This is a genomic window from Nocardia sp. NPDC049220 (assembly GCF_040647855.1).
In the GTDB taxonomy this organism is placed as follows: Bacteria; Actinomycetota; Actinomycetes; order Mycobacteriales; family Mycobacteriaceae; genus Nocardia.
The window spans coordinates 310,478-333,418 of the sequence record NZ_JBEZDA010000005.1 but is presented as its reverse complement, the minus strand read 5'-3'; the positions used below and the strand labels follow the sequence as shown (position 1 = coordinate 333,418).

24 protein-coding genes and 1 pseudogene are annotated in these 22,941 nt (G+C 65.5%); 14 read left to right on the top strand and 11 right to left on the bottom strand.

All coding sequences use genetic code 11. The annotated features are described in order from the left end of the window. Nucleotides 1-105 precede the first annotated feature (105 nt). A complete protein-coding gene (locus AB0C34_RS16875; protein WP_357072988.1) occupies nt 106-477 on the bottom strand; it encodes a glyoxalase superfamily protein in 372 nt (123 codons plus the stop codon). Between the two features lie 58 nt (nt 478-535). On the opposite strand from AB0C34_RS16875, the gene AB0C34_RS16870 reads away from it, so the two are divergent. After that, complete coding sequence (locus AB0C34_RS16870; protein WP_357072985.1) at nt 536-739, top strand: hypothetical protein; 204 nt, start codon at nt 536-538, stop codon at nt 737-739. 22 nt (nt 740-761) lie between these two features. Here AB0C34_RS16870 and AB0C34_RS16865 read toward each other — a convergent pair whose 3' ends face one another. Next, entirely contained in the window at nt 762-1,253 is a 492-nt protein-coding gene (locus AB0C34_RS16865; protein ID WP_357072982.1) for a histidine phosphatase family protein, read from the bottom strand. 179 nt (nt 1,254-1,432) lie between these two features. Here AB0C34_RS16865 and AB0C34_RS16860 point away from each other — a divergent pair, with 179 nt between their 5' ends. Continuing rightward, nucleotides 1,433-3,103: an FAD-dependent oxidoreductase gene (locus AB0C34_RS16860; protein WP_357072979.1), complete on the top strand. Its 1,671-nt coding sequence runs from the start codon at nt 1,433-1,435 to the stop codon at nt 3,101-3,103. Between the two features lie 193 nt (nt 3,104-3,296). Here AB0C34_RS16860 and AB0C34_RS16855 read toward each other — a convergent pair whose 3' ends face one another. Continuing rightward, nucleotides 3,297-4,091, bottom strand: a complete 795-nt coding sequence (locus AB0C34_RS16855) for an acyl-ACP thioesterase domain-containing protein (RefSeq protein ID WP_357072976.1) — start codon at nt 4,089-4,091, stop codon at nt 3,297-3,299. 528 nt (nt 4,092-4,619) lie between these two features. Here AB0C34_RS16855 and AB0C34_RS16850 point away from each other — a divergent pair. Then, on the top strand, nt 4,620-5,594 hold the full coding sequence (locus AB0C34_RS16850; protein ID WP_357072973.1) for an NADPH:quinone oxidoreductase family protein: 975 nt from the start codon (nt 4,620-4,622) through the stop codon (nt 5,592-5,594). 223 nt (nt 5,595-5,817) lie between these two features. Here the strand turns inward: AB0C34_RS16850 and AB0C34_RS16845 are convergent, their stop codons facing one another. Continuing rightward, the gene (locus tag AB0C34_RS16845) at nt 5,818-6,339 is read right to left on the bottom strand and encodes an Lrp/AsnC ligand binding domain-containing protein (protein WP_357072970.1); all 522 of its coding nucleotides are present in this window, start codon (nt 6,337-6,339) and stop codon (nt 5,818-5,820) included. A gap of 160 nt (nt 6,340-6,499) precedes the next feature. Between AB0C34_RS16845 and hppD the strand changes: the two genes are divergently transcribed. From hppD to AB0C34_RS16800, 9 genes and pseudogenes are all read left to right on the top strand, one after another. Beyond that, on the top strand, nt 6,500-7,702 hold the full coding sequence (gene hppD, locus AB0C34_RS16840) for a 4-hydroxyphenylpyruvate dioxygenase (protein WP_357072967.1): 1,203 nt from the start codon (nt 6,500-6,502) through the stop codon (nt 7,700-7,702). A gap of 207 nt (nt 7,703-7,909) precedes the next feature. Next, entirely contained in the window at nt 7,910-8,440 is a 531-nt protein-coding gene (locus AB0C34_RS16835; protein WP_357072964.1) for a DUF3558 domain-containing protein, read from the top strand. Between the two features lie 12 nt (nt 8,441-8,452). Next, on the top strand, nt 8,453-9,016 hold the full coding sequence (locus tag AB0C34_RS16830) for a DUF3558 domain-containing protein (protein WP_357072961.1): 564 nt from the start codon (nt 8,453-8,455) through the stop codon (nt 9,014-9,016). A 342-nt stretch (nt 9,017-9,358) separates the two neighbouring features. Then, nucleotides 9,359-9,733 carry a 30S ribosomal protein S12 gene (gene rpsL, locus AB0C34_RS16825; protein WP_019049359.1) on the top strand — a complete coding sequence of 125 codons (375 nt, stop codon included), beginning with the start codon at nt 9,359-9,361 and terminating at the stop codon, nt 9,731-9,733. A gap of 1 nt (nt 9,734) precedes the next feature. Then, nucleotides 9,735-10,205: a 30S ribosomal protein S7 gene (gene rpsG, locus AB0C34_RS16820; RefSeq protein WP_040739280.1), complete on the top strand. Its 471-nt coding sequence runs from the start codon at nt 9,735-9,737 to the stop codon at nt 10,203-10,205. A gap of 137 nt (nt 10,206-10,342) precedes the next feature. Beyond that, nucleotides 10,343-12,445, top strand: a complete 2,103-nt coding sequence (gene fusA, locus AB0C34_RS16815; protein ID WP_357072957.1) for an elongation factor G — start codon at nt 10,343-10,345, stop codon at nt 12,443-12,445. A gap of 111 nt (nt 12,446-12,556) precedes the next feature. Next, on the top strand, nt 12,557-13,747 hold the full coding sequence (gene tuf, locus AB0C34_RS16810; protein ID WP_357072954.1) for an elongation factor Tu: 1,191 nt from the start codon (nt 12,557-12,559) through the stop codon (nt 13,745-13,747). 635 nt (nt 13,748-14,382) lie between these two features. After that, entirely contained in the window at nt 14,383-14,583 is a 201-nt protein-coding gene (locus AB0C34_RS16805; RefSeq protein ID WP_357072951.1) for a hypothetical protein, read from the top strand. Continuing rightward, a pseudogene (locus AB0C34_RS16800) lies at nt 14,565-14,744 on the top strand (elongation factor Tu); the annotation flags it as partial. The gene AB0C34_RS16805 and the pseudogene AB0C34_RS16800, both read left to right, overlap by 19 nt. 22 nt (nt 14,745-14,766) lie before the next feature. On the opposite strand, the gene AB0C34_RS16795 reads toward AB0C34_RS16800, so the two are convergent. The 7 genes from AB0C34_RS16795 to AB0C34_RS16765 all read right to left on the bottom strand — a co-directional run bounded on the left by AB0C34_RS16795 (nt 14,767) and on the right by AB0C34_RS16765 (nt 20,625). Beyond that, nucleotides 14,767-16,002 carry a site-2 protease family protein gene (locus AB0C34_RS16795; RefSeq protein ID WP_357072948.1) on the bottom strand — a complete coding sequence of 412 codons (1,236 nt, stop codon included), beginning with the start codon at nt 16,000-16,002 and terminating at the stop codon, nt 14,767-14,769. Next, nucleotides 15,995-17,107 carry a ThiF family adenylyltransferase gene (locus tag AB0C34_RS16790; RefSeq protein WP_357072945.1) on the bottom strand — a complete coding sequence of 371 codons (1,113 nt, stop codon included), beginning with the start codon at nt 17,105-17,107 and terminating at the stop codon, nt 15,995-15,997. Before AB0C34_RS16790 ends, AB0C34_RS16795 begins: the two co-directional genes overlap by 8 nt. A gap of 130 nt (nt 17,108-17,237) precedes the next feature. After that, nucleotides 17,238-17,366 (bottom strand): hypothetical protein, encoded by a 129-nt coding sequence (locus tag AB0C34_RS16785; RefSeq protein WP_357072942.1) that lies wholly within the window; start codon nt 17,364-17,366, stop codon nt 17,238-17,240. 266 nt (nt 17,367-17,632) lie between these two features. Next, nucleotides 17,633-18,283 (bottom strand): hypothetical protein, encoded by a 651-nt coding sequence (locus tag AB0C34_RS16780; RefSeq protein WP_357072940.1) that lies wholly within the window; start codon nt 18,281-18,283, stop codon nt 17,633-17,635. A gap of 271 nt (nt 18,284-18,554) precedes the next feature. Continuing rightward, a complete protein-coding gene (locus AB0C34_RS16775; RefSeq protein ID WP_357072937.1) occupies nt 18,555-19,493 on the bottom strand; it encodes a type IV toxin-antitoxin system AbiEi family antitoxin domain-containing protein in 939 nt (312 codons plus the stop codon). Between the two features lie 146 nt (nt 19,494-19,639). After that, complete coding sequence (locus AB0C34_RS16770; RefSeq protein ID WP_357072934.1) at nt 19,640-20,269, bottom strand: TetR/AcrR family transcriptional regulator; 630 nt, start codon at nt 20,267-20,269, stop codon at nt 19,640-19,642. After that, nucleotides 20,269-20,625 (bottom strand): SPW repeat protein, encoded by a 357-nt coding sequence (locus AB0C34_RS16765; protein ID WP_357072931.1) that lies wholly within the window; start codon nt 20,623-20,625, stop codon nt 20,269-20,271. The genes AB0C34_RS16770 and AB0C34_RS16765 overlap by 1 nt, the downstream gene beginning before the upstream one ends. 234 nt (nt 20,626-20,859) lie before the next feature. Here AB0C34_RS16765 and AB0C34_RS16760 point away from each other — a divergent pair, with 234 nt between their 5' ends. Together AB0C34_RS16760 and AB0C34_RS16755 are read left to right on the top strand one after the other, a co-directional pair. Beyond that, on the top strand, nt 20,860-22,056 hold the full coding sequence (locus tag AB0C34_RS16760) for an FAD/NAD(P)-binding oxidoreductase (protein ID WP_357072928.1): 1,197 nt from the start codon (nt 20,860-20,862) through the stop codon (nt 22,054-22,056). Between the two features lie 111 nt (nt 22,057-22,167). Beyond that, nucleotides 22,168-22,929, top strand: coding sequence for an aspartate/glutamate racemase family protein (locus AB0C34_RS16755; RefSeq protein ID WP_357072925.1), 762 nt, complete (start codon nt 22,168-22,170; stop codon nt 22,927-22,929). Nucleotides 22,930-22,941: the final 12 nt, after the last annotated feature.

Below are 22,941 nucleotides of genomic sequence, written 5' to 3'. Positions count from 1 at the left end.
TGGGGGTCTCCCCCCCTCTAATTACGTTTTTTCTCCCCCACACCCCAAAAAAACCCCTCCCCCCGGGGCGCCCCCCCCCCCCCCGCGGCCCCCCCGCGACCGCGGTCAGCTGCTGTAATCCGGCACTTGTTGAACGGCCCATTTGTTGCCGTCCGGGTCAGCGAAGAACGTGAACAGTCCCCACCCGAGGTCCTGCACCGGAGTGGCCGCCACGCCGGCGGCGGTCAGCTGCTGGTAGGCCTTCTCGGCGCTGGCCACCACCATCTGCATGCCCTCGACGCTGCCCGGCGCAGCCTCGGTGAGGCCCTCGCCGAGACAGATGGAACAGCCGGAACCGGGCGGGGTCAGCTGAACGAAGCGCAAGTTCTCGTTGACGCGGTGGTCGTGATCGGCGTTGAAGCCGATCTTGGTGTAGAAGTCTTTGGCGCGGTCGACGTCGGTCACCGGAATGGCGACAAGCTCGATTTTCCAATCCATGCGGCGAGCATCCCATCGGGTACCGACAAAGTCTCGGTTTCGCGCCTACGCTGGGGGCATGCCTGGAAAGGACATCGATCGGATCAGGGCTCGTTCGGCCTGGGCGACGGTCAAGGAAAGCCCGGTGATCACCGCCATCGCGGTGGCGCCGTTCGTGCTCGCGCTCGGCGTGGTGTGGTGGCTGTTCGGCGGGTTCGCCGCGTTCGTGCTGCTGGTCATCCTCGGTGCGGTCGTTGTGGTCGGCGGCAAGTTGCTGCGCTGACCGCTCGCCGAACTGTGAGCGGTCAGCGCGGAATATGAAAGTGCGTCAGTTCGCCGGTTCCTTGGTCGATGTCGGCCCACGGCCGGTCGAATCGCAGCACGGCCAGCGCCGAGGTGGGAAACTTCCTGCTGAGTTCGATCGCCGGTGCGCAGTCGCGGTTGCTCGCCAATTCCCATGCCGTCCATGGCATGCCGGGCGAATGCCCGATCAGCAGCAGCGTCGCCACGTCGACGTCGCTGAACTGGATCAGTTCGATGAGCGATGCCGGGACCGCGTCGTAGATCCCGGTCTCGTAGACCACCGGCGCCGTGATTTCGGTGGCGGTGAGCGTCTGCCTAGTGCGCGTGGCGGTCGAGCACCGTACGGCGTCGATCGGTGGTTGGGTCTCGCGCAACCACTCGCCGGCCAGTCCGGCTTCACGGCGCCCCCGCGGCGCCAGTGGTCGTTCGTGATCGCCGACGCCATCCGGGTACGCCGACTTACCGTGTCGCATGAGGATCAGAGTCCGCACCATGGGGATACCGTAAGCCCTCTGAAGGTGAGGTCTGGACCACACTCGAGGCAAACTGATAGCGGCACTACAGCACGTTCGCCGCGGGAACTTCTCGGGGTGGATGTGCCAGACGCCGCTTTTGTCCACCGCAACCCCCTGGGTGGCCACAGCCCACGTACATTTCCGAGGATCAGCACAATATGGCCTACGTAATCACGCAGCGTTGTTGCAACGACGCCAGCTGCGTTTCCGAGTGCCCGGTCGATTGCATTCGTCCCACCCCGGACCAGCCGGAGTTCGCGACGACCGAGATGCTCTATATCGACCCAGACACCTGCATCGATTGCGGCGCCTGTGTGGACGCGTGTCCGGTGGAGGCCATCTACTCCGAGGACGACCTGACCGAATCGTTGGCCCGATTCCGTGATGTCAATGCCGCGTACTTCCAACGGCATCCGCTCGAGTCGGACTTCACTCCGATCGTCGCTCCCGCGCGTCCGCCGAAGGAGCTGGGGACGCTGCGCGTCGCGATCGTCGGAGCCGGGCCGGCGGCCTGTTACGCGGCCGATGAACTGCTGCGCAGGGCCGATGTCGAGATCGAGATGTTCGACCGGCTGCCGACTCCGTGGGGTTTGGTGCGCGCGGGTGTCGCTCCGGATCATCCGGGCACCAAGATCGTCGCGAACATGTTCGAGTCGGCGTTTCGCCGCGAGACGCTGCAGTACCACCTCAACGTCGAGGTCGGCACGCATATCTCGCACGGCGAACTGCTGCAGCACCACCATGCCGTGATCTACGCGGTCGGCGCCTCGACCGACTGCCGCCTCGAAGTGCCGGGCGAGGACCTGCCGGGCAGCCATTCCGCCACCGAGTTCGTCGCCTGGTACAACGGCCACCCCGACTACGCCGACCGGACGTTCGACCTGTCCGGCGAGCGGGCCGTGATCGTCGGCAACGGCAACGTCGCCTTGGACGTGGCCCGGGTGCTGACCGCCGACCCCGACGAACTCGCCAAGACCGACATCGCCGACTACGCGCTGGACGCGCTTCGGCAGAGCACCATTCGCGAGGTCGTCGTGCTGGGCAGGCGCGGCCCGCTGCAGGCGGCGTACACCTCCTCGGAGTTTCTCGCCCTCGCCCACCTGAAAGGCGTCGATATCGTCGTCGACGACGTCGACCTGGAGCTCGACCAGGCGAGCCAGGCAGTGCTAGATGATCCGGAGATCGAGCCGTCGCTGACGTTGAAGTACACCCTGGCCAAGGAGTACGCCGCCGGTCGCCGAGCCGACGGCAACCGGCGGATCGTGTTCCGCTACCTGGTCTCGCCGACCGCGCTTACCGGCGCCGACCGGGTCGAATCGGTCGAGGTCGTGCGCAACGAATTGGTCGATCTCGAGGGGCGGCAGGTGGCCGTGGCGACCGACCGGACCGAGAAAATCGACACCACGCTGGTGCTGCGATCCATCGGCTACCGCGGCGAACCGGTCGGCGACCTGCCGTTCGACGAGCAGCGCGGCATCGTGCCCAACGAACACGGTCGGGTGATCGGCGCCGATGGCGCCCCGGTCCCGGGCGTGTACGTCAGCGGCTGGATCAAGCGTGGTCCGCGTGGCGTTATCGGCTCGAACCGGGTCGACTCCGAGGAGACCGCGGAGCAGTTGATCGCCGACTTCACCATGGGCCGACTCGGTGTGCCGGAGGCAGGCCGCGCCGCGCTCCAGACGCTGCTCGCGCAGCGCCGAGCCGATCTGGTGGACCGCGCGGGCTGGCGGGCGATCGACCAGGCCGAGAAGGCGGCGGGCAAGTCCGCGGGGCGTCCGCGGGTCAAGTTCACCAGTTGGGACGACCTGCTCAAAGCCGCCCGCGGCTGACCGTGTCGGACGCCGGTCGGATCATCCGAGATCCGGCCGGCGCGTAGACGTCCGCGAACCAGACACTGATTTCGTAAGGACATGCGTAACTCGCCGGGCACCGTCGTAACTCGAGCGGCACTTGACGCAGGACCTGAACGCATATCCCGAGCCACCCCACCAGGACGGCCTGAGCTCCGCAGAGGCGGACAGCCTAAAGTCCCGGAGAGGCGGGCTGGCCGGGCAGCGGCATGATGCGGACCACGGTGGTGGTCGTCCCTCCGACGACGAACCACAGCCGTAGCACGGGACTGCCGTTCCGATCGCTCGGCTCGTAGCGGCTGCGTACCGTCACATGCTGGCGCGCGAGCACCGGCGCCACGTATTCGATCACCGCGCGGTGCGGACCCGCGAGCAACTTGGGGTACTCGACCAGGAACTGTTCGACTGCCTGCCAGTAACACGCGTTGTTGACGTGGTTGTACTGATCGATATCCGTCGCGCGCACCGGGAACGGGAGGTCGGTCTCGGACTCCGGCGGCGTGGCATCGGTCAGGTACGGCCGCCAGCGCAGCCGGTGCTCGCCGGTCGTGCGACCCAGGTAGGCGAGGCCGTCGTCGCTGATCCGAGCGGGCATCCCGGTCGACTCACCGATATTGATCCAGAAGCCCTCTGTCTCGATCAAGCCACCGTTGCCGCTGGTGATCCGTACGCGCATATTCGTCCATCGGGTGGACATCGCCGAGCACCAGCGCAGCAGCTGCACTTCGTCGGGCCAGAGAATCGGACGAATGACATCGATAACCGTTCGCCGGACGATCCAATTCGGGTCGCTCCGGTGAAAGAATGTCTTCTGCAGATTTTCCCAGGCAATATCCTGCAGGTAGCGGGCGACGGAATCGAACCGCAATCGGTCGTACGGATCCACATCACCAGCCCGCACGGGCCACGCCGAAGCAAAGCCCATGCCCTCTTGGGGAAGCGGGGCGAGTGGCTGATCGAGTGACACTGGTGCTCCTCGCGCTGCACGGTGTGCCGCGTTTCTTTCTGTGGTGCTTGTTGTGACACGACTTTACGGGGCGGACTTCATCCCCTCGCGTCGAGCCGCCTGTACTCACCTATCATCCGCCAGGAACCGCCTGGACCAGGCAGAATGTTCTTTCTGCTCGGTCCCGGCCGGCCCGATCGGTGTTGATCGGCAACCCTGGTCGGCGCTGCCCGAGTTCGGTGCGGCATTCCCGCGCGCTGTCGAGCGAACCGTAATGGTCGATTCGAGTACCGCACCCCGGTCATGATCTTGTCGACCGCGTTCGAGATGTCACCCGTTGTCCGACGCCGGGTAGATGTTGAACCTGCCAGCGATGATCTGCGGCGGATCTTTACCCGGAGATCTGCCACCCGATTGCTGTCGCGTGCGTTTCGCTGTGACCGAATTACTCGCGGGTTGTCTGGACAGAAGCGTGTGGCGGCCAGTTAGGTTGGTGGTCGGCGGCGTCGGTGCCGGCGCACGCTGTCGCAAGAACAGAGAGGACAGCACATGCGCGCAGCTCAGGTCAGCAAGTTGGACGGGCCGGAGGCGATTCAGGTCGTGGATCTGCCGGAGCCCGCGTCCGCTCCGGGTGGCGTCGTCATCGACGTGCACGCGGCGGGTGTCGCCTTCCCGGATGTGTTGATGACACGCGGGTTGTACCAGATGAAGCCCGAGTTGCCGTTCGTCGTCGGCGGTGAGGCCGCGGGCATCGTGCGGGAAGCTCCGGCGGACGCGCATGTGCGGCCGGGCGATCGGGTAGTCGCGCTGACCCTACTCGGCAATGCCATGGCAGAGGTGGCCGTCGCGCCCGCGCAGATGGTGTTCCGGCTGCCGGACAACGTCTCGCTGGAGGCGGGCGCCGGCATCGTGTTCAACGATCTGACCGTGCACTTCTGCTTGCGCAACCGCGGCAGGCTGGCCGCGGGCGAGACCGTTCTGGTGCACGGCGCCGCAGGCGGCATCGGGACCTCGACGCTGCGGATGGCCGCCGCGCTCGGCGCGGGCCGGGTGATCGCGGTGGTGAGTACCGAGGCGAAGGCCGAGGTTGCCCGCACCAATGGCGCCACCGACGTGGTACTCGCCGACGGTTGGCTGGCGGCGGTGAAAGAGCTGACCGGTGGCCGTGGTGTGGACATCGTGCTCGACCCGGTCGGCGGCGACCGCTTCACCGACAGCATTCGGTCACTCGCCTCGGCGGGTCGGTTGCTGGTGGTCGGTTTCACCGCGGGCGAGATCCCCACGGTCAAGGTGAACCGGCTGCTGTTGAAGAACGTCGAGGTGGTGGGCGCGGCCTGGGGTGAATGGGTGCTGTCGCACCCGGGCTATCTCGCCGAGCAGTGGGCCGAGGTGGAACCGCTGCTCGCCTCCGGGAAGATCGCGCCGCCGGACCCGGTGCTGTACCCGCTGGACAAGGCCGCCGCCGCGGTCGCGGCACTGGACAACCGCACCGCGACGGGGAAGGTCGTGGTCACGCTGCGCTGACGCACGCCATTGCTGCGGCACGTGGCGACACTGTCGGCCCGGGTAACCGAACCGGCCCAGCGCACACGTCGGTCAGCCGGAGCGTTTGCCGGTTCGGGGTGCCCGAGTTGTGCGATCGTCGCGCCGGCCCACAGGCGCTGGATTCGTCGCCGCTGTTCGTCGGATCGTGTCGCCGCATAATGGATTTCAATGTGAGGACGGTATCGGACCGACCGATCGCGCGCTATTCGTTGGTCGACCGGTAGGCGGGCGCTTTGGTGGTACCGGCCGGACTCAGTGTGTGCAACAGCGGCAGGGTGCGCCGAGCCACCACCGTCGACAACATGATGACGCTGTGCGAACGCGTCACCGACGAGGTCTTGTCGATACTCAGCAATACCGCTTGTAGCCCGGCGTGCGAGTCGGCTCCGATCCGGCACAGCACGTCGCTGGATCCGGTGGTGGCGTAGGCCTCGAGCACGCCGGGAATGGCGTCGAGTTCGGCCGCGACCGTCTCCAGCGCTCCCTGCGCGATCTCCAGCGTCACGAAAGCCTGCACGTCGAACCCCGCCGCGGTGACATCGATCTGGGGATCGTAGGAGGCGATCACGCCGGACTGCTCCATTCGTGCGATCCGGGATTGCACCGTCGCCCTGGCGACCCGGGTCCGGCGGGACAGCTCGAGAATGCCCGCCTTCTGGTGTTCGTGCATCGCCGTGAGGATGGCAAGATCGAGCTCGTCGAGTTTCGCGGGCGTGCGCGCCATGACTGCCTCCGTTCGGGGCACGGGCCAGGCTTCCTGCCTGTACTGCTGATGCTATTCAAATTGTCCAGCAATCCGCGACACTTCCTAGCCGAATTCGCCACACTGTCTATCGGTGACCGACGCTGTTGCCTACCAGGCGCCTCAGCGATTTCCTTGCTGCATGACCATCGAGCACCTGCCGACCGCTTCGTCCGGAGCAGTACCCAGCAACGGTGAATTGCGCACCCTCGTCGGGCTGGTCGACCATGACGTTAGCCGCGATCCCTTCCCTGTGATCGGCTGGGACGCCCTGGTCTGGGTCGTGGGCAACGCCACGCAGACCGCGCACTTTCTGGAATCCGCCTTCGGGATGCGACTGGAGGCGTATGCCGGGCCGGAGACCGGAAACCGTGACCACAAGGCGTTCGTCTTACGCAGCGGTGCCGCGCGTTTCGTGATCACCGGGGCTGTCGATCCGAACAGTCCCCTGGTCGCCCATCACGATCGCCACGGCGACGGCGTGGTCGATATCGCGCTCGAGGTACCGGACGTGGATCGCTGCGTGGCGTGGGCGCGCACCCACGGCGCCACCATCCTGGTCGAGCCGCATGACGACACCGACGACTGGGGCACCGTCCGCTCGGCCGCGCTGGCTACCTATGGCGAGACGCGGCACACCCTGGTCGACCGTTCCCGTTACCACGGGCCCTACCTGCCCGGCTATGTCGCCCGGTGCTCGACCTATCAGCGGCGGACCAGCGCACCCAACCGACTTTTGCAGGCGATCGATCATGTGGTGGGCAACGTGGAACTCGGGCAGATGGACGAGTGGGTCGAGTTCTACCGGCGTGTCATGGGTTTCACGAACATGGCCGAGTTCGTCGGCGACGACATCGCCACCGAGTACTCGGCACTGATGAGCAAGGTCGTCGCCAACGGAAACCACCGGGTGAAGTTCCCGCTCAACGAACCGGCCGTCGGCAAGAAGCGTTCGCAGATCGACGAATACCTCGATTTCTACCGCGGCCCCGGCGTGCAGCACATCGCGCTCGCCACCAACGACATCCTCACCTGCGTCGACGCACTTCGCCGCGAGGGCGTCGAATTTCTCGAGACACCCGACACCTACTACGAGGATCCGGAACTGCGGGCTCGTATCGGCCAGGTCCGTGTCCCGGTCGAGGAATTACAACGCCGCGCCATCCTCGTCGACCGAGACGAAGATGGCTATCTCCTGCAGATTTTCACCAAGCCGCTCACCGACCGCCCGACCGTATTCTTCGAAATCATCGAGCGCCACGGGTCCCTCGGCTTCGGCAAGGGAAATTTCAAAGCGTTGTTCCAGGCGATCGAACGCGAACAAGCCGCCCGCGGCAATCTTTAGGCCTTCGACGGAGATTGCCCGCAATCCGACTCGGTGCGGGAAGGATGTGTGCGCGGTCGCACTGTGCAGCTGTCCGAGATACGCGCTCCAGACGGTGATTTGCGGTGTCGCCAGCGCTCGAAACGGCGCTTGTCCGCCGCCCGACGGCGCGATCCACGGGCCGTCTCGTCGAGCCTGTTCGGTCGATGCATCGGTAGAGTCTCAGGCATGCGGATCACGTCGGCGATCGTCCTGGGCATGGCCTTCGCTCTGCTGTTGGCTGCGTGCGGTTCGGGCGACGGCTCCGACGACACCGACACCCCACTGCGTCCACCTCCGAAGGTCGCCACGCTGGGCCCGTTCGTCGGCGAATGCGGACATGTCACCGACGACGAGGTGCGCGACCTGGCTGGTCTCGGTCAGATCTCCCAGGCCCTGAAGAATTCGGTGAGCTGCAATTGGCAGTCCGCCGGCGCCGGTTCGACCAGCGTTACCTTCGCCTCCTATCGCGGCAGCCCGATCGCCAGGGAGAAAGCGTGGGTCACGACCCAGGGGCGCAACCCGGAGACGATCGACGTCGGCGGACGTGCCGGCTTTCAGGCGCTCGAGCCGACCGGCGAGGTCTGCGATCTCGCGGTGCAACTCGACGACGACTTCTTCGAGTGGTCGATGGCCTTCGATCGGTTCACGACCAGGGATAGCAATCCGTGTGACCGGGTCCGCAAACTGGCCGAGCTGACTGTCCAGCGACTGCAGTAACGGGAGGACGGCATGGATCTTCGGCGCGGCTGGACCCGTGGAGTGTTCTCCGCGGTCGCCTTGCTCGCGATTGTGGTCGGCATCTGCGGCTGTGGGCGGACGATCAGTGGGACGGCGTACCCGGCGGGCTCCGGCACCGGCGGCACCGTCAGCACCAACTTCGACAAGCTGCTGCGCGAGTGCGAAGTGGTCACACTGCAAGATGTCGAGAAGGCGGTCGGTGAGGGATCATTCGTCATGCCGTCGTTCTACGGCGCGGTCTGCATGTGGGACCTGGAGGGCGCGCCCGGCGGCAACGCCATGGTGACGCTCAATTGGTACGAGATCGGCTCGCTGAACAACGAGAAGACCGTCAACGACCGGCTCGGCTACCTCACTACCAACATCACCGTCGAAGGTAGGCGCGCGCTGGAGACACGTCGGCCCAACGATCCGGACTCCTGTGGCGTCAGCGCGGGCGCGGCGGACCAGGGGGTCATCGGATTCTGGGTCAACTATCGGCCCGGGTCGAGTCATCCCGACCCGTGCGGGGCGGCGAAGAAGTTGGTCGAGTTGACCTTGAATTTGGCGCGGTAGTGGTAATTCATTCGCACCCGCTTTGACCGTGTGTCATGGCCGCGGGTATCGTGGACCGCTGTGCCCGGAAGCATGCGGGCAAGTTCGTGCGTGACCATAGGCCAGCGAGAGCGGCTGACGCCTCAAGCGTGCCCGGAATCCGGGCCCTGCGGCGCGCGCGACACGCCCGACCTCGGGACGCGAGAAACGCGGCCGGACGTGCGAGTGAAAGCTCGAGGACAGCGACGTGAACGATGGGCCCGGAGGCGGAAGCTTGCGTGACCACCAAGGGCCCCGGGAGCGTCGCCAACCGAACAGACATGAAGTCCAGACACCGCGTTAACTAATAAGGAAAGCCGGTCTATGCCAACCATCAACCAGCTGGTCCGCAAGGGTCGCCGCGACAAGGTCTCCAAGACGAAGACCGCGGCGCTGAAGGGCAGCCCGCAGCGTCGTGGCGTGTGCACCCGCGTGTACACCACGACCCCGAAGAAGCCGAACTCCGCGCTGCGTAAGGTCGCGCGTGTTCGCCTGACCAGCGCGGTCGAGGTCACGGCGTACATCCCGGGCGAGGGCCACAACCTGCAGGAGCACTCGATGGTGCTCGTGCGCGGCGGTCGTGTGAAGGACCTTCCCGGTGTCCGTTACAAGATCATCCGTGGCTCGCTCGACACCCAGGGTGTGAAGAACCGCAAGCAGGCCCGCAGCCGTTACGGCGCCAAGAAGGAGAAGAGCTGATATGCCACGCAAGGGCCCCGCACCCAAGCGTCCGCTGATCAACGACCCGGTCTACGGGTCCCCGCTGGTCACTCAGCTGGTCAACAAGATCCTGCTGGATGGCAAGAAGTCCACTGCCGAACGCATCGTCTACGGCGCGCTGGAGCAGGCGCGCGAGAAGACCGGCACCGACCCGGTCGTCACCCTCAAGCGCGCGCTCGACAATGTCAAGCCTGCCCTCGAGGTGAAGCCCCGCCGTGTCGGTGGCGCCACCTACCAGGTGCCCGTCGAGGTGCGGCCGGGCCGCTCCAACACGCTGGCGCTGCGCTGGCTGGTCAACTACTCCCGCGCTCGTCGTGAGAAGACCATGGTCGAGCGTCTGGCCAACGAACTGCTCGACGCCAGCAACGGCCTCGGCGCCTCGGTCAAGCGTCGTGAAGACACCCACAAGATGGCCGAGTCCAACCGGGCCTTCGCGCACTACCGCTGGTGACGTCTGCCCGGCCCGTCGTCCGGGTCGGGAGGCACAGCCGGAACGTGGCACTTATCCGCAGCGTCCGGCGTTGACATAGAGGCGACCACAGGGTCGTCCCCGATAATCCCAACTAGCTACGAGCGGGGAAGATTTCCGTGGCACAGGACGTGCTCACCGACCTGAACAAGGTCCGCAACATCGGCATCATGGCCCACATCGATGCGGGCAAAACGACCACAACTGAACGCATCCTCTTCTACACCGGCATCACCTACAAGATCGGTGAGGTCCACGACGGCGCGGCCACGATGGACTGGATGGAGCAGGAGCAGGAGCGTGGTATCACCATCACCTCCGCGGCCACCACGTGCTTCTGGAAAGACAACCAGATCAACATCATCGACACCCCCGGGCACGTCGACTTCACCGTCGAGGTGGAGCGGTCGTTGCGCGTGCTCGACGGCGCCGTCGCGGTGTTCGACGGCAAGGAAGGCGTCGAGCCGCAGTCCGAGCAGGTGTGGCGTCAGGCCGACAAGTACGACGTGCCCCGGATCTGCTTCGTCAACAAGATGGACAAGCTCGGTGCGGACTTCTACTTCACCGTGAAGACCATCGTCGAGCGCCTCGGCGCCAAGCCGCTGGTCATCCAGCTGCCGATCGGCGCGGAAGACACCTTCGAAGGCATCGTCGACCTGGTCGAGAACAACGCCAAGGTGTGGCGTGGTGAGACCAAACTCGGCGAGCAGTACGAGGTCGTCGAGATCCCGGAGGACATGAAGGAGAAGGCCGAGCAGTACCGCCAGGAACTGCTGGAGACCGTCGCCGAGTCCGACGAGGCGCTGCTGGAGAAGTTCTTCGGCGGCGAGGAGCTCACGGTCGAGGAGATCAAGGGCGCGATCCGCAAGCTGACGGTCAACTCCGAGCTCTACCCGATCCTGTGCGGCTCGGCGTTCAAGAACAAGGGCGTGCAGCCCATGCTCGACGCCGTGATCGACTACCTGCCGACGCCGCTGGACGACGGCGGCACCGACGGTCACGTCCCGGGCAAGGAAGAAGAGATCATCCACCGCGATGCCGCCGTCGCCGCGCCGTTCTCGGCGCTGGCGTTCAAGATCGCCGTGCACCCGTTCTTCGGCAAGCTGACCTACGTGCGCGTGTACTCGGGCAAGGTCGACTCCGGCGCCCAGGTCATCAACTCGACCAAGGGCAAAAAGGAGCGGCTGGGCAAGCTGTTCCAGATGCACTCCAACAAGGAGAACCCGGTCCCCGAGGCCCAGGCGGGCCACATCTACGCGGTGATCGGTCTGAAGGACACCACCACCGGTGACACCCTGTGCGATCCGCAGAACCAGATCGTGCTCGAGTCCATGACCTTCCCGGACCCGGTCATCGAGGTCTCCATCGAGCCGAAGACCAAGTCCGACCAGGAGAAGCTGGGCACCGCGATCCAGCGTCTCTCGGAAGAGGACCCGACCTTCTCGGTCAAGCTGGACCAGGAGACCGGCCAGACCGTCATCGGCGGTATGGGCGAACTCCACCTCGACATCCTGGTCGACCGGATGAAGCGCGAGTTCAAGGTCGAGGCGAACGTCGGCAAGCCGCAGGTGGCCTACCGCGAGACGATCACCAAGCCGGTCGAGAAGCTCGAGTTCACCCACAAGAAGCAGACGGGTGGCTCCGGCCAGTTCGCGAAGGTCATCATCGCTGTCGAGCCCTTCGTCGGCGAGGACGGCGCGACCTACGAGTTCGAGAACAAAGTCTCCGGTGGTCGCGTTCCGCGTGAGTACATCCCGTCGGTGGACGCCGGCGCGCAGGACGCCATGCAGTACGGTGTGCTCGCAGGTTACCCGCTGGTCAACCTGAAGGTCACCCTGCTCGACGGTGCCTACCACGACGTCGACTCGTCGGAAATGGCGTTCAAGATCGCCGGCTCGCAGGCCCTGAAGGAAGCGGCCCGCAAGGCCGGTCCGGTGATCCTCGAGCCGCTGATGGCGGTCGAGGTCATCACGCCCGAGGACTACATGGGCGAAGTGATCGGCGACCTGAACTCCCGCCGTGGTCAGATCCAGGCCATGGAGGAACGCAGTGGTGCCCGTGTCGTCAAGGCGCTGGTTCCGCTCTCGGAGATGTTCGGTTACATCGGTGACCTGCGGTCGAAGACCCAGGGCCGGGCGAACTACTCCATGGTGTTCGACTCGTACGCGGAGGTTCCGGCCAACGTGTCGAAGGAGATCATCGCCAAGGCGACCGGCGAGTAACAGCGTTCGGGGCAGATGCAACACTTGCCCCGACAGCCGGGCGTCAGTACGACCCCTTATTAACCGCACTGCTGCAACTGCACGCACCAACAAGTCCAGGAGGACAAAGAAGTGGCGAAGGCGAAGTTCGAGCGGACGAAGCCGCACGTCAACATCGGCACCATCGGTCACGTCGACCACGGCAAGACCACGCTGACCGCAGCGATCACGAAGGTGCTGTCTGACAAGTACCCGGATCTGAACGAGAGCTTCGCATTCGATCAGATCGACAAGGCGCCTGAGGAGAAGGCTCGTGGTATCACGATCAACATCTCCCACGTCGAGTACCAGACGGAAAAGCGTCACTACGCGCACGTCGACGCGCCCGGTCACGCTGACTACATCAAGAACATGATCACTGGTGCGGCGCAGATGGACGGCGCCATCCTGGTGGTCGCCGCTACCGATGGCCCGATGCCGCAGACCCGTGAGCACGTGCTGCTCGCCCGTCAGGTCGGCGTGCCCTACATCCTGGTCGCGCTGAACAAGGCCGACATGGTCGACGACGAGGAGATCCTCGAGCTCGTCGAGATGGAGGTCCGCGAGCTGCTGGGTTCGCAGGAGTTCGACGAGGACGCGCCGGTCGTGCGGGTCTCCGGGCTGAAGGCGCTCGAGGGCGACCCGAAGTGGGCCGAGTCGGTTCTGGAATTGATGGCCGCGGTCGACGAGTCCATCCCGGACCCGGTGCGCGAGACCGACAAGCCGTTCCTGATGCCGGTCGAGGACGTGTTCACGATCACCGGTCGTGGCACCGTCGTCACCGGTCGCGTCGAGCGTGGCGTGATCAACGTGAACGAGGAAGTCGAGATCGTCGGCATCCGTCCGGACAAGACCAAGACCACGGTCACCGGTATCGAGATGTTCCGCAAGCTGCTCGACCAGGGCCAGGCGGGCGACAACGTCGGTCTGCTGGTTCGTGGCATCAAGCGCGAGGACGTGGAGCGCGGCCAGGTCGTCGTGAAGCCGGGCACCACCACCCCGCACACCGAGTTCGAGGGCCAGGCGTACATCCTGTCGAAGGACGAGGGCGGCCGCCACACCCCGTTCTTCAACAACTACCGTCCGCAGTTCTACTTCCGTACGACTGACGTGACGGGCGTTGTGACCCTGCCCGAGGGCACCGAGATGGTCATGCCCGGTGACAACACCGAGATGCTCGTCAAGCTGATCCAGCCGGTCGCCATGGACGAGGGTCTGCGCTTCGCGATCCGCGAGGGTGGCCGCACCGTCGGCGCCGGTCGCGTCACGAAGATCATCAAGTGATTCGCTGAATCGCTGAGAACGGCGCCGCTCCTTCGGGAGCGGCGCCGTTTTTGCGTTTTCGGGACGACCTTCATCCGTCAGGCTGGCACATGGTTCGTGGAGGGTTCGCGGCCCTCCATTATCGCCCTGCATGCTTGTCCCGCCGACCTCGACGGATGTGGCGTTCGTCGAAACCGGCGCCCCAACAGTGAAATACAACTTTGCGTGGGAGCCGAAACCTGTCGCTTCCCGCGGTCTCTGTCATAGTGTGCGACCGGTACCGAAGGGTCAATTCCAGAAAGGGCGTCGAACAGGTGCGCGAGTCCGAGGAGCCGTCCTCGTGAGTCCGGAGCATGGCGATCGTGTCGCGCCCCTGCGGTAGGCAAAGAATTCGAACTCCGTTTCGCGACAACCGCGGCCGGTACCGATTGGGAGCATGTGTCGCAGCACGTGGCTGGCAACCTTCGCCGGGCGTTCGACACGATCCGATCAAATCCCAGGGCATCGGCGAACCCGGATCGGCGGCATCGTCTCGAGGGTTCGATGGTGTCGGCAGTGTGGAAGGGCGCCACGCTCGAGCACTGGCAGTACGAAGTCACCGGTGGAGGAAGAATCTGGTACCTGATCGATGACGAGAATCGACACCTGGATAACGTATGCGGGGAACCGACATTCGGTTGCTGGCGCCGACCGGTCCGGAGAATCTGTTCGCGACCGATGACATCGCGGACCTGGTGGCGATTGTGAAGAACATTCGAACGACAGCCCTCCCCGTTGAGCCTGCGGTGATGAACTCCGACCGGATCGCCACTCGAGCGAAGCGGAAGCTACTCGAAGCCGACCGTTGGTCGCGCTGAACAAGCCTGACATGCTCAATATTCGTTGAGACAAGACCACGACCACGGTCACCGGTATCGAGATGTTCGCAAGCCGCTCGACCAGGGCCAAGCGGGAGACGCCGTCGGTTCGCGGCAAGTGTGAGGATGTGGAGCATGGTCAGGTCGCCGTGCAGCCGGGGCTCGGCGTCCGGCGCCCGAATGTCATGTGCTGTATCGCTGTTTCTGGTGTCGCTTCCGCCACCAGGTCACCGCCCAGAGCGTGTGTGTGCCGCCGAGGATCAGGATAACGACAATGCTGTCCAGGTTGGCAGCCGGTGGTTGACCTGGGCCTAGTCGTGCGATGGCACGGGCGATCAGTGAAAGGTCTGCGGGGAGGGCGAACGTCGCCAGCATGGCCAGACACAGCACTGTGCCGACGACGAGGACAACGCTGTAGATGCGTACCGCGCGACGCTCGTGCGGCGGAAGGTGGAGACTGGGATCGTTCAGGGTGCGGCGCCGCCCGGAGAGCCTATCCCGCAGTTGGTTTCCGATATAGCGGGCATACGCGGTGCCATCGCCGAAAAGGTTGTGGCAGGCGGTGAGGTCTTGCAGGACGAAGTAGACATCCGTGCGCATGAAGACCATGAGTTGGAACGGCAAGGGAAGCAGTGCCAGCACCATGACCGCCGCGAGGATTCTGTGTGCGACTGTGGTTTCGTCGGTCACGGTCAGAAACAGGACCGCGACTGCTGCCACCGACAGGTTCGTCGCGATGCCGGCCAGATACGCCGTCAGTCGATACCTGCGCGGGGCGAGTTCGATCCCACTGATATCGGTTTCGGCCACGAGAAACTGTAGGCGTGTACCCAGCTGTATCCGGGCGTGCACATCGGTGGCCCGCGCGGTGACGAAGTGCGCCATCTCGTGGACGAACACCAGAGACCAGCCGGTGACAAAACTGAGGGCGAGCACGAGGCTGCCGTGCGGGCTCCACAACAGATCCCGGAAGCTCGGCCGCAATTCGGGCCGCACAACGAATGCCACTACCGCGGCAAGCATCAGGCATCCGAACAGCACGGGGAGAATCGGGTTCTGCGCGAATCGGACATGCTCGGGGCGTACGCGCGGAAATGACGCACGCCGGGGTGGTTCGCACGGCACGGGGTGGTCGTCGATCTCGGCGACGAAGCCCAGCACAATCAGTTCTCGGACGAAAGAAAGAACGTCGAACTCGCAACCCTCCGAGTGGGCAAGCCGTTCCGTGGCCTGCTGGACGGAGAGCCCCTCATGAAGCAGGTCGATCGCGACAGCACCTTCCCTGGGAACCGCCACGAACTGGCGGGCCTCGAACCGACCGACGATCCATTCACCCCCGTCCTCGCGGATCGCCAGGTCGTGGAGGTGAATTCGGCTCGTTGGCAGCAATCCGACCGGCATGGGAGGTTCTTCAGCCACGGTGGGCGTCCGCGCAGAACGGGCAGTCCGGTCGCCGCGGAAGTCGCACCTGGGTCGACACGCCAGGGACGGCAAGATTCACCTCGTACCGAAATCCTGGCTCGATGGGTGGCGCACCGGTGAGGACGGCAAGCGCGAAGTGGGTGAGAAGGTTGCCGGTGATGGCGGCGGACACGGCATTCGCCGGATGCCAGGGCAGTTGCGGTCCGAGCTGGTCCGGCTCCATGTCCGCCGGCAGGCGCATGTCGGCCTGCATCAGTTCCTGATCGTGCAGGCACTCCCAGCAGGCTCCCCGACCAGGTATGTAGATGCCGGCTGAGGCGAGCGGGCCGTGATAGCCGCCGCTCACCCAGGGCATGTCAGCGGCCAGGCAGGCTCGGTTCGCCCATCTGCGGATCGTCCGAGGCTGGTCGGCGCACAGCGCGAGGAGGTCGTATCCGGGTCGGAGCAGGTCGGCCAGATCGGCCTGACTTTCGATCTGCTGCTGGTCACCGGTGATCTCCACCGCAGAGTTGAGGGCACGCAGATGTGCTGTCGCGGCCTCGGCCTTGGGCTTGCCGATGTCATCTTCCCGATACAGGACCTGCCGGTTGAGATTGGACAGTTCGACGACATCGGAATCGACGTAGTGCAGGTGACCGACTCCTGACGCGATGAGACCTTGCGCGACGGTCCCGCCCGTACCGCCGACACCGATCAGCAGTACCCGGGATTCACGCAACCGCATTTGGATGTCCCACGGGTTCGAGCGGGGTGTCCGGTCGAGCCAGTCGAAGAATGCCATGCCTCGCGAGTAGCGTTCGCGCTCCCGCTCGGACAGTTCCGCCGGCGCGGGCCCGCCGGCATCCTCCAGGAAACCGGTTGCGAGGAGTTGCTGCATTGCCGTGGTGACATCGGTGTCGGCCACACTGCGGTGACCGGACGTCACCGCGGCCAGGATCTCGCCAGGTGATCGGGTTCCGTCCAGCGCGCCGACCAATGCCCAAACCCAACCGTCGGGATCCTCGATCTCCACGCCGATCCCATGAACCGTCGCGCCGATCCGGACGTTGCCGTCGACCGTCCGGTAGGGGACATGTACCGGTTTGATTCGCGGCTGCAGCATATTCAGCGCAGATACCTGGCAGTCCCTCGACGAACTGTGGAAATCGAATTCGCTCGCCGAGGGGTCACCGTCGCCTGCGTCCGACACCCGCATGGGAGGGATTCCGGGTGGACGCGTCATGTGGCGGCTACTAGTCGCCCGACAGTGAGCTGCTACCGGTGGTTTCCTTCTTGTCCAGGTGCCGGATCTTGATCGTGACGGGCTGGTCAGAAGAGGACTGAGCGGGGGCCTCGTCCCGTGTGGTTTCGAACTTGTCCATGAGCTCGACTCCTTGCCGTGTTTCAGGTGTACATCTGTTATGTGCACACCAACTACGTGTCTATCTTGTAGGAATGTGAGCTGTAGCACAACGCTTACGCGGCTGATCACGAGACGCTCTGCTGCCTTATGTCAACGGCAACGGGGTCCTCGGAGCCTCGAACACCTCCGGGCCGACTCGGTTGGTATCGCGGCGGGAATCAGAACATCCCGCTGCGCACAAGGTGCTCGACTGGACGCACTCAGACTGCGCCGGTCAGGATCGGCTCAGCAGCGGTAGGCGTGGCCGACGGAGGGTTCGCGTTCCGACTCGGGGACTTCTTGCAGGCAGCCGAAGGGGACGATGCCTTCGTCGCTCATGTGTACGCCGGTGCGCTCGGCGGGGTTCACACAGGTCAGGCCGGTGGTCGCGAGGCGGCAGGCGTAGTTCTCGAAGGTCACGGTGCTGTCGTACGGCAGCGTCTGCCCGCTGCCATTGATGAAAAGTCCTGGGTCGCCGCGGAATTGGCCGACGGTCAACCGCTGCCCGGAGTAGGAGACAAAGCCGCCGAACCAGTTCCCATAGCCTTCCCTGGGCTGGGGTACCGGCTGCTTCAGCTCGACTTCGCAGTCGAATCCCTCGATGTTGTGAGCGACACCGGTGATACAGCTGATCTTGCCGGTCGGGCTGACGAACGCGATGTCGGTCTTCAGATCGGTCGCCGGGCCGTTGTCGGTCCTTGCCGAGTGGTACGCGCCTAGATCGATGGAGTTGCCTGCCTGCACCCAGCTGATCCGTTCCTGCAACGTACTGTCCCCGCCCGAGGTCGAAGTGCCAGCTTTCGGCGAATCGCTGACGACTCCCTGCGGCTTCCCCGCGGTGGTCTGCGAACAGGCGCTCAATACCAGAGCGCAAACCACCAGTACCACGCAACGCATCCCGCAACAGTAGCGGTTGCGCTCCCCATCTTCGCCCGGCGACCGGTCGCTTCCGACTGCGCGTGGGCACCCCGCACCGACGGGGGTTTCTCGTGATGGTTCAACTCCCGATCACGCGAATTCGCGTGGTGCCGGAGCCATTGACGCGGCAAAACCGGGTATATGCGGTGAGTCGTGCGCGTGGGCTTGCCGATCAGGCCAACTGACCCGGTACACCCAGCACACCTCCGACGACTCGCGGTGCCTGTACACCGCCGGTGATGGCAGCGGATCAGGGTTGCGGGGTGGCGGTCCAATGGCCGCGGCGGTGGGTTCGGCCCGCGAGCTGAGCGGCAATGTGGATGCGGTGGGCCAGGCAGGTTGGGTCGGCCAGGTCGTCCCAGGTCCAGCGGACCACCATCCACCCGAGAGCGTGGAGTCGGCCGTCTCGTTTCGTTTCGGTGACTGCGACCTGTTCGCGGCTGCGTGGGCCGTGGAGCGCGTTCCGGAACTCGCCGATCACGCCGAGGTCGGGAAACAGGAAGTCGACTCGTCCGACGCAGATTCCGTCGTCGGAGAAGACGCGGGCATGGAGGTCGGGGCTGGGCAGGCCACCTCGGTGAAACACTATGCGACTGCGCGACTCGCCGACACTCGCGCTGCGGCCATCCAAGAACTGGACAACCTGCCCTGCCTTGCGGCATCCGGGGCGGTGGCGTGCCCTGCGCAGGTGCTCCTGAAGTTCGGCGGTGGATGTCAGGCCGTGGCGCAGAGCGGAGTCACCAAGGGCGACGGACTGCTCGAAGCCTTCGGAGCGGGCGACGTCGATGACCGTGCGTGCCGCGGTGGTCACCGAGATTCCGTGCACGATGGTGATCTCGTCGAACTCCAACCGTGCCGCGTGCACGATGACGTGCCTGCTCATGCGGCCGCCGTTGATGCGGTCTCGGGTCAGATGGACGCGATCGAGCGGAATGTCCCAGGTCGACATCCCGTGCAGCACTGCGGCGGAACAGTGACTGGTGATCGCGGATTCGGACGTCGTCTCGGCGGTGGCGATCGCCAATAGCTGATGTCGGACCGAGGCATCGAGATCGCGGCGCGGTGCGTCCAGATAGTGGCCGGCTCGCAGCCGCTGCCATCGTCCGGTGCGGCAGAGCCGTCGCAGGTCCTTGTCGGACAGTCCCGCCGCCAGCGCTTGCTGTCGTGAGATGAGTTGCGGTGTTTCCATATTGCCGATCGTGGTCGAACGCCGACCGCGAAACACCCCCTCGACCAGCGAATGTGGACAACACGCCGGTTGTGCATAACCCTGCTGTGCTGTGCTGTGCTGTGCTGTGCCACGGTGCCGGGCGCGCGATATTCGTGTACGCGATGTCAGCCGAGCTGGGTCATTCCTGCCGCGACCACCTGGGCGATATTCAGTACCTCGTCCGCGGTGGGCAGTGCGACACCGTCCAGTGCGTGCAGGCGGTCCACGCTGGCGACGGCGAACATCGCCGACACCCAGGCCGCCGCGCAGGCGCGCAGGGTGCCGGGGCGGATCGGGTGCGGCGCGCTCGCCTGCAGCACCTTGGCGGTCGCTTCCAGCATCTGGTCGCGAAAATGGCGGAGCTGGCGGCGCACGTCGGGGTGGGTGTCGGCCTCCCGCCACATGATCACCCGTAGTACCGACGAATGGTGGTCGCGCAGATTCACGGCGGCGTCCAGATTGACCAGGCTCGTGGCCGGATCGCCCGGCGCCACCAGGGTGTGGATGTCGTCGATCGGCGGCGTGGGCATCCGCTCGGACATCAGCGCGGTGAGAATCGAATCCTTGGTCGGAAAGTAATAGAAGACGAGTCCTTTCGGGACGCCTGCCGCGGCAGCAAGGGCAGCCGTCGCGGTGGCATCGAATCCCTGTGCCGCGAACAGCTTTTCGGCGGCGTCCAGAATGAGTTGCCGGGCGTCGCCGTCGATTTTCGCGCTACGGCGACGCCCGGCTCGCCGGGTAGTCGGTATCTGCATCAGTGATGTGTAGCCGTGCTGTGCATCCGCCCCGACACCGCCGGCAGGGCCGCCACGGCCACCACCGCCGTTACTATCCCGACTATCCATGCGGTCCAGGATGCGCCGCGGTACTCGGTGAAGTTCAAGACCCAAGGGGAAATGAACAGCAACACGCCGAACAAGCCCATCGCGTAGTCGGTCGCCGCCATGGCGGGACGGTACATCTGGGCGAGGCCGGCGAGCGCGATGAGCACGCCGAGCACGATCAGCGACCACCTGGCGTTGTCGGTGGTCTTCACCCAGATGGGTGACAGTGCGGCGAAGATCCCCAACACGACAGCTAGCAGATCCTGTGTGCGGCTTTCGGTGAACATGTAGACCTCCTCGGGTTAGGAATATGTCCTGACCTCGGTGTAGTCCTGATTGACCGACCGATCAATATCGCTGCGGGCACGGTTATGCGGCATTTCGCTCGAATGGACGAGTATTCGATTACGACGAGCTCACCACTGCGAAGACCAAGCAGACGTTAGGGTGAGCTGCGCGTCACCGTCCGTAACGGATGTCGATCCGAACCGGCTGCTCGGTTCCAGGAAAGGTAGGGCCGCATGACTGCGCCGATCGTGATCGTCGGAGCCGGCCTAGCGGGCTTGCGAACGGCGGAGGAACTGCGCCGCGCGGGCTATGTCGGCGAGCTGATCCTCCTCGGTGACGAGCCGCGCCTTCCGTATGACCGCCCGCCGCTGTCCAAGCAGTTCGTGCGTGGCGAGACCGACGACACCACGCTGCGCCCGCGCGAGTTCTTCACCGAGAAGCAGATCGACCTGAGGCTGAACACCGCGGCGGTCGCCGTCGACACCGAAGCCCGCAACGTCCGTCTCGTCGACGACAACGCACTGGACTACGACCAGCTGGTCATCGCCACCGGCCTGCGCCCGCGCCGGCTGCCCGGACTACCCGACGCCCCTGGTGTGCACGTGCTGCGCGGACACGCCGACGCCGCCACGCTGCGCGCCGAATTGGCCGATGCGGGTACGGCGCTCGTAGTCGGAGCGGGCTTCATTGGTTGCGAACTGGCGGCGAGCTTTCGTGCCTGCGGTATCGCCGTGGTGCTGATCGAACCGCAGCCGACGCCGCTGGCTTCGGTGCTGGGCGAAGAGGTCGGCGCACTGATCGCCAGGATGCACCGCGATGAAGGCGTCGACCTGCGGTGCGGCACCAGCCTGGACACCCTGCGCACCGACGACGCCGGACGGGTGCGCGCGGCGAAACTCTCCGACGGCACCGAGATCGCCGCCGACCTCGTCGTGATCGGGGTCGGTTCCCGGCCGGTGACCGAATGGCTGACCGACTCCGGTATCGCGCTCGCCGATCCCTCGGCGGGCGGCGGGATCCTCGCCGACGAGGTCGGCCGCACCTCGGCGGACCGCGTCTGGGCGGTCGGCGACGTGGCCGCGTGGCGGCACGACACCGGCCGGTGTAGGCGGGTCGAGCACTGGACCAATGCGGGCGAACAGGCCAAACTGCTCGCTTGCGCGCTGCTGGGGGCCGAGCCGCCCACGGTCGCCCGCGTCCCGTATTTCTGGAGCGACCAGTACGACGTCAAGCTCCAAGCGCTCGGCACCCCGAACGCCGCCGACGACGTCCAGATCGTCTCCGACGACGGCCGCAAGTTCCTCGCCTACTACTCCCGGGGCGGCACGCTGACCGGCGTTGTCGGCGCGGGTATGACCGCCCAGGTCATGAAGGCCCGCGCCAAAATCGCAGCGAGCGCCCCGGTCACGGATCTGCTGACGCCCCACTGACCGCCTCGAACCACAGGCAGCGCCGCTACCAGGCGTACGACTGCTCAGGTGCGGCCGCGGTGTCGGAACGGGCGTGCACGGTGTCGCGAGGCCCTGTAATACGGTGGTCGGGTGATCGTCGCGCTCATCGATTCGGGTCTCGGGTTGCTGCCCACCTCCGCTTGGGTGCGCAAGTTGCGGCCCGATGTGGATCTGCTGCTGCAATTGGACCCGGATGGTGCACCGTGGGGGCCGAAACCGGAGCAGTGGGTGGTCGACCGGGTGGTGGACGCCGCGCGGACATCCCTTCGATCGGGTGCGGAGGTGATCGTGCTGCCGTGCAACACCGCGAGTGTCACGGCGTTGGAGCATGTCCGGGCGGAGGTCGGTCCCGATATCCCGGTGATCGGCACGGTGCCCGCGATCAAGCCCGCCGCGGCCGTGTGCCGATCGGTGGCGGTCTGGGCTACCGCGGCAACCACGGCCAGCCGCTACCAGGCCGATCTGATCGCGAAATTCGGCGGCGACGCCGATGTGATCGGCGTCGCCTGCCACGGGCTGGCGGACGCGATCGACCGGGGTGATCTCGTGGCTGCTCACGCCGCGATCGCCAGCGCGGCCGAGCGGACTCCGCGTGATGTGCAGGGTGTGGTGCTCGGTTGCACGCACTACCCGTTGGTGATCGACGCGATCCTGGCCGCGCTGCCCGATGGTGTGCGCCTGTTCGACAGCGCGCAAGCCGTTGCCGCGCAGACCATTCGCCGGATGGACGCGCTCGGCCGCCCGAGCACCGGCAATGGCGAGGTCCGGGTGCTCATCGGCGGCAAACCCGGTGAACTGCCCGCGGGCGCGGCCGCGTTCGAATCCGGCCGAGTCTTGGGCGCGCGCGGATGAGTCTTCCATCGG

What these genes read in the sequence shown, in the direction of transcription:
- AB0C34_RS16875 (WP_357072988.1), bottom strand. Translation starts at nt 477, where the DNA reads ATGGATTGGAAAATCGAGCTTGTCGCCATTCCGGTGACCGACGTCGAC.
- AB0C34_RS16870 (WP_357072985.1), top strand. Translation starts at nt 536, where the DNA reads ATGCCTGGAAAGGACATCGATCGGATCAGGGCTCGTTCGGCCTGGGCG.
- AB0C34_RS16865 (WP_357072982.1), bottom strand. Translation starts at nt 1,253, where the DNA reads ATGGTGCGGACTCTGATCCTCATGCGACACGGTAAGTCGGCGTACCCG.
- AB0C34_RS16860 (WP_357072979.1), top strand. Translation starts at nt 1,433, where the DNA reads ATGGCCTACGTAATCACGCAGCGTTGTTGCAACGACGCCAGCTGCGTT.
- AB0C34_RS16850 (WP_357072973.1), top strand. Translation starts at nt 4,620, where the DNA reads ATGCGCGCAGCTCAGGTCAGCAAGTTGGACGGGCCGGAGGCGATTCAG.
- AB0C34_RS16845 (WP_357072970.1), bottom strand. Translation starts at nt 6,339, where the DNA reads ATGGCGCGCACGCCCGCGAAACTCGACGAGCTCGATCTTGCCATCCTC.
- hppD (WP_357072967.1), top strand. Translation starts at nt 6,500, where the DNA reads ATGACCATCGAGCACCTGCCGACCGCTTCGTCCGGAGCAGTACCCAGC.
- AB0C34_RS16835 (WP_357072964.1), top strand. Translation starts at nt 7,910, where the DNA reads ATGCGGATCACGTCGGCGATCGTCCTGGGCATGGCCTTCGCTCTGCTG.
- AB0C34_RS16830 (WP_357072961.1), top strand. Translation starts at nt 8,453, where the DNA reads ATGGATCTTCGGCGCGGCTGGACCCGTGGAGTGTTCTCCGCGGTCGCC.
- rpsL (WP_019049359.1), top strand. Translation starts at nt 9,359, where the DNA reads ATGCCAACCATCAACCAGCTGGTCCGCAAGGGTCGCCGCGACAAGGTC.
- rpsG (WP_040739280.1), top strand. Translation starts at nt 9,735, where the DNA reads ATGCCACGCAAGGGCCCCGCACCCAAGCGTCCGCTGATCAACGACCCG.
- AB0C34_RS16805 (WP_357072951.1), top strand. Translation starts at nt 14,383, where the DNA reads ATGCGGGGAACCGACATTCGGTTGCTGGCGCCGACCGGTCCGGAGAAT.
- AB0C34_RS16790 (WP_357072945.1), bottom strand. Translation starts at nt 17,107, where the DNA reads ATGCTGCAGCCGCGAATCAAACCGGTACATGTCCCCTACCGGACGGTC.
- AB0C34_RS16785 (WP_357072942.1), bottom strand. Translation starts at nt 17,366, where the DNA reads ATGGACAAGTTCGAAACCACACGGGACGAGGCCCCCGCTCAGTCCTCT.
- AB0C34_RS16780 (WP_357072940.1), bottom strand. Translation starts at nt 18,283, where the DNA reads ATGCGTTGCGTGGTACTGGTGGTTTGCGCTCTGGTATTGAGCGCCTGT.
- AB0C34_RS16775 (WP_357072937.1), bottom strand. Translation starts at nt 19,493, where the DNA reads ATGGAAACACCGCAACTCATCTCACGACAGCAAGCGCTGGCGGCGGGA.
- AB0C34_RS16770 (WP_357072934.1), bottom strand. Translation starts at nt 20,269, where the DNA reads ATGCAGATACCGACTACCCGGCGAGCCGGGCGTCGCCGTAGCGCGAAA.
- AB0C34_RS16765 (WP_357072931.1), bottom strand. Translation starts at nt 20,625, where the DNA reads ATGTTCACCGAAAGCCGCACACAGGATCTGCTAGCTGTCGTGTTGGGG.
- AB0C34_RS16760 (WP_357072928.1), top strand. Translation starts at nt 20,860, where the DNA reads ATGACTGCGCCGATCGTGATCGTCGGAGCCGGCCTAGCGGGCTTGCGA.